The following is a 6,000-nucleotide window of genomic DNA, read 5'->3' as shown; positions in this document are numbered from 1 at the left end:
TCTTGAGTCAGCAGCAGTGCTGCTTTTTGGCGTTTGAATGGCATCGTATCCTCTCCCCAGAATCTTCTTGTTTCAAGGATACCATAAACCATCTATATAAACACTAATTTTGAATCGATCTACTAGTTTTATTTTTTATTCTCCTTTTTGCCATTGATGGCATTATGTCAATTTATGACAGACACAAATTGAAAATACGCCGTTTAAGTCAGTCGGACCTTCAGAATATTGACCGAATGGATGGCACTGATTTTGCACATTATTTGGAATTGCTTTTTAAAAAACAGGGATATCAAGTTAGGAGGACATCTTCATCCGATCATTTCCTTGTATTAGAAAGAAAAGAACGGATTGTTGTCCAAATCAAACCATTTAAAAATAACGTGGGCATTCGGTCTGTTCAAGAGATTAACCGGGCCAGAGATCACTGGATGGCGCAAAAAGCCTGGATTATAACCAATAACTTTTTTACGGCACAGGCGATTAATTTTGCGGAAGCAACGGATATAAGGCTCATTGATCGTTATGAACTATTCGATATTGTAATGTATGATAAATACCATCTTAAATAGGAGTTCATATGATTTTCGGATTTTTTTACGAGAGAAAACTGATCATGAATGGAGGAATAACAAAATTAATAGAAAAATTGCTTAACTATCTAACGGAACCGGATGAAGAAAGAATCAAAGCGGCACTGGATCCTTTATAAGAAACCTGCCCGATAGATACGGTCAGCAATGAAGAAAAGAAACGTGTGGAAAGTCTTTTTAAACGAGCTGCACGTGCCGATGAAAAATTCATCCGGGAAGCATTGGAGTCTATTCCTTCTGAGAAACGAAGAATCGCCATCGGGAAACTGGATGCCCTGCTGCCCTGCAGGGAATTGACAGAGATAAACTGATTAAGGGCTATATATCCTGTATGATTCGACGTTTTATTAGTTTAATAAACGTAAAAGATACAAGGCAATCATGAGAATCTGCAGGAAAATTGCTCTGTCTAAGCTCTGATTGAATTCCAGCATGAATCGAGAATCTGCTGCTTTTTTAACTCATCTAATATATATCTATTGCTCTGATTGCCTCTTGCGATTGAAGCAATAATGCCGCATGTGATCTGGATCAGAATCGGGATTTCATAGTTCAGAATGATTTTTTGATCCTGCCCGTCTGTAAAAATTTTCCCTAATGCCGATCGAAAGGGCGTATCGAATGCCGAATCGCTTGGCCTCGTTTTCCGAAGTATATAAAAATACTGTTCGGTAAAATTGTGCTCATGAAAGTTATGGATTATATATTCCAGATAACCTTTCAACAGCTTATTAAATCGAATTCTGACACTTTCGTGCGGATCGTAGCCGTTCAGCACACTTTCCGACATTCTTCCGGATAATTTCAGGTACAGTTCATATAACAATTGCTCTTTACTCGAAAAGTAATGATAGAGCGTCCCCGATCCTACACCGGCCCTGCCGAGAATTTTAGCAAGGGTGACAGCCTGTATTCCTTCTTCAATAATTAATTGAAGCGTCGCATTAAAGATATCTTCTTTTTTACTCATGATCAACACCGCCATGATCGATCTGACTAAAATATGAAAAACTGAGAAGTGCTTGACAGCCTGGAACGTGAACATTATACTCAAAACCAGATTGAACATTCCATCCAACTTCATTTTACAATACCTTAATCTTATCACACTTGCCGTTTTTTTTCTGACATAAGAAGACCTGCCGATGCCGTATCCCATCTTGACGGCGCAAATCCGTTCTTTTTTTTATAGCTTCATCGCTGAATTTTAGATGATAGATTCAATGATCGGAAAAATAAGAGAAGCCTTCGCTATTCCCAGAAAGAGAAGCTCCGCAGGTATAGTGGACAAAAAGTTCCCCCTCATTAAAGTGCTCTTTCTATACGCAAACAGCACAATCAATTGGCCTGATCCAATCTGATAAATTATGAAAGCCGGTGTAGAAAAAATTGGAAAACGAATCAACAGTGAGTTCAAAATATAAGTGGATTGCTCTCTCCAACACAACACTGGGTGTGTTGATGGCAACGATTAACCAATCGATTCTCATTATTGCTCTGCCCGTTATTTTTAACGGTGTGAAAGTGAATCCGCTGGCGAATGGGCAAAGCAGTCTCCTGCTCTGGGTTCTGATGGGCTTTAATATTGCGATGACTGTTTTTTTAGTGACTTTTGGACGCTTATCCGATATTTACGGCCGGGTGAGGTTATACAATCTCGGATTTCTCATTTTTACCGTCGGTTCCATTCTTGCTTCTTTGACCTGGGGTACAGGGAGTGCCGGAGAAATTCAATTAATTATCTTTCGCATTATCCAGGGAATTGGAGGCGGTTTCCTGTTTGCCAATAGTACGGCCATTCTGACAGACGCTTTCCCGGTCAATCAGCGCGGCATGGCGCTGGGCCTGAATCAGGTCGCAGCTGTCGGCGGCAGTGTCATTGGCTTGTTAATCGGCGGCGCGCTTGCGGCGACCGGATATTGGCGCTTGATTTTTCTTGTCAGCGTTCCTGTCGGGTTAATCGGAACTGTTTGGGCCTATATCGGCCTGCATGAGATTAAGAAGAGCCATCATGAAAAGGTCAGACTGGACATACTGGGAAACCTGACGCTTGCTGTAGGCATCCTTGGCATCATGCTCGGCCTGACTTATGGAATTATGCCTTATGGATCTCACACGATGGGCTGGACAAATCCATGGGTATTGTTGGGCCTCATCGGCGGTTTGATCTTACTGATTGTGTTTGCGGTCGTTGAACGATATGCCGAACAGCCTCTGTTCGACTTATCTTTGTTTGCGATTTGGCCATTCACGGCGGGCAATATAAGCGGCATATTAAGTTCCCTGTCCCGAGGGGGCCTGCAGTTTATGCTGATCATCTGGCTGCAGGGTATTTATCTTCCGTTGCATGGCGTTTCCTACACAAGTACGCCGCTGTTGGCGGGACTTTATACGCTTCCGCAGTTAATCGGCTTCTTTATGGCCGGACCGATCAGCGGCGTGCTGTCGGATCATTTCGGATCGCGGATTTTGGCCACATTGGGCATGGCCGTTACGGCGGTCGGATTTTTTCTGCTGGACACGCTGCCGATTAACTTTAATCCCTGGCTCTTCTGGACATACTTATTTATCATCGGAGCGGGAATGGGACTCTTTTCATCGCCGAATACGGCCGCGATCATGAATGCAGTGCCCGCAAAATTCCGCGGTGTCGCATCGGGCATGCGATCAACCTTCACCAATGCCGGAACAATGCTCAGCATGGGCGTCTTCTTCTCGATTATGATCGCCGGACTCGCGCAGAAACTTCCCCGCGCAATGTACAGCGGATTGATTCAACACGGCATTCCTGTTTCGATCGCTCATAAAGTTGCGGCATTGCCGCCGACCTCATCGCTCTTTGCCGCACTGCTCGGCTATAATCCGTTACAAAGTTTGCTGCCTAAGCAAGTATTGGGAGCGCTCCCGGCCGAACAGGCTAAAATCATTACGGGACAACATTTTTTCCCGAATTTAATTAGCGGAGCCTTCCTGCACGGATTATCGCTGACGTTCATTATGTCGATGCTGATGTCGCTCCTGGCAGCGATTATGTCCTATTCCCGCGGAAAACGATACATTTTTCATGAATTAAAACCGACAGATCCGGCTGAAAAAAAACGGGTTTACAGATAAATAGCCAAATGCGTTCCCGGCAAAGGAAAAACGGCGGTAAGAGCCTGATGATTCGGGATGGGGAAGGGATAATGATAAACATTGATGAAACATCCCAACCTAATAGCCAGCCTGCGATTAACTAACAAAAACAAATTGCACGAGAGCCATATAAACGAGTGTACCTATGACAATACAAGCCAGCGTATTTTTCTTCCATATGTAAAGAATGATGATAGATAAGATTGCGATTATTTCCGGTAATCCGTGGGAACCGGAAAAAAAAGAAACATCCTTCAAACTGTAAATGACTAATAAGCCGATTACGGCGGAAGGCAATACTTTTCCCAAATATTTAATGTAGCGCGGCGCTGTTTTGCTTGCCGGGAAAATGATAAAGGGTAAGAATCTAGTCATTATTGTTCCTAAAACGACCGCAATGATTGTGATGATGCTTTGTTCCGGAGTCATCGTCATCTTGCCGCCTCCTCTCTGCGTTTAAGGCTATTTTTTAATATCGTAAGGCTGAGCAGTATCGTCATCATTGCAGGAATCATAAAGTTGCCGGATCCAAAGATAAATAAGCAAATGGCCGAGGAAAGTATGCCAATAGAGGATGACAAATGATTTTTTGAATAGGTCCATTGACTAAGGAAAATGACGACGAATAACGCGGTTAAAACAAAGTCAATTCCTCTCGTATTAAATTTAATATAATTTCCAAGTATGCCGCCCAAGGTGGCACCGGCTACCCAATAGAAATGGTTTAATAAGGTAACAAAAAACATAAACCATCCTTTGTCTACATTTTTAGGAGGCGTTACGGAATAATTAATCGAGAAAGATTCATCACACAGTCCAAAGATCAAATACCATTTTTTCTTTCCCGTATCTTTGTATTTTTCGAGCATGGATATTCCATAAAAGAGATGCCTTGCATTGACCATTAATGTCAGTAGAAAAACATAGATAGGATTGAATGAGGACATTAATAGATTTACGGTCACAAATTCCATGGATCCTGCAAAAATCGTCAGGCTCATAAGCATCGGATAAATGAATGAAAATCCTTTGCTGTTCATGTAAATGCCATAGGCCAATCCTAGAGCTAAGAAACCTGTACAAATTGGAAGTGTATATGGAAAAGCAGTTTTTAATGCATTCATTTTATTCATGGTACAGACTCCCGTCAACACTTGATTTTTAATGGTTTCGTATGTAAAATATAAAGAACAAATGAACAACTTATTTAACAATCGTAATATATAATTTACGATGGTTAAATATAATTGTCAAGCCCGGAAAGGATATTTTATGGATCTTAATCATATTATTGCTGCAAATCTTAATCGACTAAGAACCGGGAAAAATTTGAGCCTGGGTCAATTATCTGACTTATCCGGTGTCAGCAAAGTGATGCTCTCACAAATTGAAAAAGGAGAATCCAACCCGACAATAAATACCATTTGGAAAATTGCCAATGGGCTTAAAGTTCCTTATACAAAGCTGATTGATGAAATGCCCAATAACGCTGTCATTGTAAGAAAATCCGAATGTAAAAAACAAGTGAATGAAGCTGAAAATTATCGCGTTTTTTGCTATTTTACAAGTACGCCCACACGAAATTTCGAACTGTTTCGTGTAGAATTAGATTCTCATTCAGCGAATGAATCGATTGGACATTCGGAAAAATCTCAGGAATATATTTACATCACTAACGGGAAATTGATTTTAAAAACCAAAGGAAAAGAGTACACGCTTTCAGAAGGAGATTCCATTTATTTCGATTCTTCAGTGCGTCACACTTATATTAATCGACAGAATTGTTTACTGACCTTCGTTGTCATAAACTATTACCTTTAAACAAGAATTCCGATCGGACTCATGATGGATTTTTGCTGCGTGTCAGCGGGCTTTCTGACCTGAATTGTCGTGAAATTATAACAGCGGTTTTGAGGAGCGAATGGATAAAGGCCTTTTGGCCGAACAGCACGTTCACATAAATATTTGCTGCAAAACCGCTGTTAATCAAAGGACCGCCCTATACTAGAATTTTTCAGAGCCTGGCTGTAAAGAGACGGACATGCAGCTTTTGAGCTACCCCGCTTCAAAATTCTTCGAGTCGCATTTCTAATAGGCCTTTATCCCAGGACACATTTCTCTATTTTACTTAATCAATCGTATTTATCTATCCTTTTACAAAATAATTAACCCTTTTTATAAACTGTCGGCCATTATTTTCCGCGGCAAATAGCGGCGCTTTACGGGAAAAGAGGGCGGACAGCAGATGAAAATACGGCGTCAATCGGATCCT

The 6,000-nt window shown here is 41.4% G+C and carries 7 protein-coding genes; 4 read left to right on the top strand and 3 right to left on the bottom strand.

Features of this window, described 5'->3' with window-relative positions:
- Positions 1-236 precede the first annotated feature (236 nt).
- Both OYT88_RS19665 and OYT88_RS19660 read left to right on the top strand, forming a co-directional pair.
- Positions 237-572, top strand: a complete 336-nt coding sequence (locus OYT88_RS19665; protein ID WP_274402072.1) for a restriction endonuclease — start codon at positions 237-239, stop codon at positions 570-572.
- A 185-nt stretch (positions 573-757) separates the two neighbouring features.
- Entirely contained in the window at positions 758-904 is a 147-nt protein-coding gene (locus OYT88_RS19660; protein ID WP_274402071.1) for a hypothetical protein, read from the top strand.
- Between the two features lie 98 nt (positions 905-1,002).
- Here OYT88_RS19660 and OYT88_RS19655 read toward each other — a convergent pair whose 3' ends face one another.
- Positions 1,003-1,563 (bottom strand): TetR/AcrR family transcriptional regulator, encoded by a 561-nt coding sequence (locus OYT88_RS19655; protein WP_274402070.1) that lies wholly within the window; start codon positions 1,561-1,563, stop codon positions 1,003-1,005.
- Between the two features lie 419 nt (positions 1,564-1,982).
- On the opposite strand from OYT88_RS19655, the gene OYT88_RS19650 reads away from it, so the two are divergent.
- Positions 1,983-3,707 carry an MFS transporter gene (locus OYT88_RS19650; RefSeq protein WP_274402069.1) on the top strand — a complete coding sequence of 575 codons (1,725 nt, stop codon included), beginning with the start codon at positions 1,983-1,985 and terminating at the stop codon, positions 3,705-3,707.
- Positions 3,708-3,824: 117 nt separating this feature from the next.
- On the opposite strand, the gene OYT88_RS19645 is transcribed toward OYT88_RS19650, so the two are convergent.
- Together OYT88_RS19645 and OYT88_RS19640 are read right to left on the bottom strand one after the other, a co-directional pair.
- Positions 3,825-4,163, bottom strand: coding sequence for a branched-chain amino acid transport AzlD family protein (locus OYT88_RS19645; RefSeq protein WP_274402068.1), 339 nt, complete (start codon positions 4,161-4,163; stop codon positions 3,825-3,827).
- Positions 4,160-4,861: an AzlC family ABC transporter permease gene (locus tag OYT88_RS19640; protein WP_274402067.1), complete on the bottom strand. Its 702-nt coding sequence runs from the start codon at positions 4,859-4,861 to the stop codon at positions 4,160-4,162. The genes OYT88_RS19645 and OYT88_RS19640 overlap by 4 nt, the downstream gene beginning before the upstream one ends.
- A gap of 139 nt (positions 4,862-5,000) precedes the next feature.
- Between OYT88_RS19640 and OYT88_RS19635 the strand changes: the two genes are divergently transcribed.
- Positions 5,001-5,549, top strand: coding sequence for a helix-turn-helix domain-containing protein (locus tag OYT88_RS19635; RefSeq protein ID WP_274402066.1), 549 nt, complete (start codon positions 5,001-5,003; stop codon positions 5,547-5,549).
- Positions 5,550-6,000 lie beyond the last annotated feature (451 nt).

The organism is Sporolactobacillus sp. CQH2019, assembly GCF_028765345.1.
Lineage (GTDB): Bacteria > Bacillota > Bacilli > Bacillales > Sporolactobacillaceae > Sporolactobacillus.
This window is presented reverse-complemented; position numbering and strand designations above follow the sequence as displayed.